The following is a 1,756-nucleotide window of genomic DNA, read 5'->3' on the forward strand; positions in this document are numbered from 1 at the left end:
CATCCAGGGCGTCTTCGGTAAGCAGTTCCTGGTCACGTTCATTACCTGACCATACCCGAGAGGTCTTCTCAACACTATCTCCCCGGAGCACCTCAAGGGTAAATTTCACGTCCCTACCACATACAGGCAAAGTAATAGCATTGCCACGAGCCATAGCTCCTACGCGCGCAATTAACGAATCCACCATCGGTGCAGCTGGTGCCGATGACGGAGTATCTTCAAGCGGTTGAGTCTTAATCGTATGTTTTGGAATGACAGGCGCACGCTTCATTATCTAATCTCCCAGCGTGGTTTAATCAAACGATCGAAAATTTCATTGCAGACAGGTTCCCAAATAGAAAGGGCATTTCTCCAGGCACCTGTTGAAGAGCGTTGATCAATAGCCTGTTCAAAAACAGTTCTCATCCGGATCTGACCTTTACCAACTTCATCCGTTTCACGCACAACATTTTTTAGGACCATGCTTCCCCAGGCGTCCCGAATTTGCTCCTCCATCCACGGGGACTGAGAACCATTACTATTACTGTATTTGGTAAGCAAAATACGTACATCAGGCTCGAATCCTTTAAGATCTACGTTTTTGAGCAGATCACGAAGCATATCGAAAAACTGCAGAGCGGAAGTGTAGTCGAACAACTCAGCAGGCGTGGGGACAATCAACACATCAGCAGCACATACAACATTAATCGTGCCGATACCTAGGTTAGGCGCGCTGTCAATGACAATGACATCATAGTCATGAGCGACGGTTTCAATGGCCAGTCGGAGCATCAGGTGTGGATCGGTGGGCAATTTACCTTCATCAAATTTGCCCATTAGCTCAGTTTCAATGCGGTGCAGAGCCAAACAGGAAGGAATAATGTCAAGCCCAGGCCAGCAAGTAGGCTTTATTGCATAAGTGACATCGTCCTTTTCCCCAAGATAGAAGGGAAGGAGAGTATCCTCTGCATGAATATGAAGATCTGGCACCCAGCCGTGATACATCGATGCTGTTCCCTGGGGGTCGTTACCTTCCACGAGCAGAACACGTAATCCCTTCAGAGCCAGATCCTGAGCAAGATGAACAGAAACAGAGGTTTTGTAAACGCCCCCTTTATGAGCAGCAACTCCAATCACCGGCGGAAATACGTCTTCAGCACGTCGTAGTCTCGTACCAAACACGTCACGCATATGATTAATTTGTTCAATTGTATAACCAACACGTTGCTCAACCCGTCCTCGTATTTCCATATCCGGGTGCGGTAGCCGGCCTGCTTTCTCGGCATCCCTGATAGCCTGAGAAGATACTCCAACTAAATCCGCTGCTTCACCTATTCTCCAGCGTCGGGTGATTTTCCTCGCTTCCGGGCTGTCATCATTAAACTGTGCAATGGCGATAGCCTTCGTCATTTCATGACCAGCGTTTATGCACTGGTTAAGTGTTTCCATGAGTCTCATTCTGAACATCCTTTAATCATTGCTTTGCATATTTTCATTTAATCTTGCATTTTATTGCAAAGCAACAACAAAATTGCAAAGTAGTCAAAAAACCGCAAAGTTGTTTAAAATGAGAGCAACACATCAAAAAAGGAAACAGGAAGAGCACATACCTCAGTCAATAATTATCACTAGTACTCGTAGCCGTCGTGTAACCGAGCGTAGCGAGCTAACTGGCGAGGACGCGCGCTAACTGTTCACACTCAGTATCCCTAGCACCAAAATAACTATCTGATGGTCAAGGCGGTAATGACTCCAACTTATTGATAGTGTTTTATGT

The 1,756-nt window shown here is 46.3% G+C and carries 1 protein-coding gene and 1 pseudogene; both read right to left on the reverse strand.

Annotation, left to right across the window (positions count from 1 at the left end; translation table 11 throughout):
• Positions 1-271, reverse strand: a pseudogene (locus RTW80_RS24740) (plasmid-partitioning protein); the annotation flags it as partial.
• The gene (gene sopA / locus RTW80_RS24745) at positions 271-1,437 is read right to left on the reverse strand and encodes a plasmid-partitioning protein SopA (protein WP_001238646.1); all 1,167 of its coding nucleotides are present in this window, start codon (positions 1,435-1,437) and stop codon (positions 271-273) included. The pseudogene RTW80_RS24740 and the gene sopA, both read right to left, overlap by 1 nt.
• Positions 1,438-1,756 lie beyond the last annotated feature (319 nt).

This window comes from Escherichia sp. AM3 (assembly GCF_032029835.1).
GTDB classification, from domain to species: Bacteria; Pseudomonadota; Gammaproteobacteria; order Enterobacterales; family Enterobacteriaceae; genus Escherichia; species Escherichia coli.

Coding starts and splice junctions, on each gene's coding strand:
- sopA (WP_001238646.1), bottom strand. CDS start 1,437: ATGAGACTCATGGAAACACTTAACCAGTGCATAAACGCTGGTCATGAA.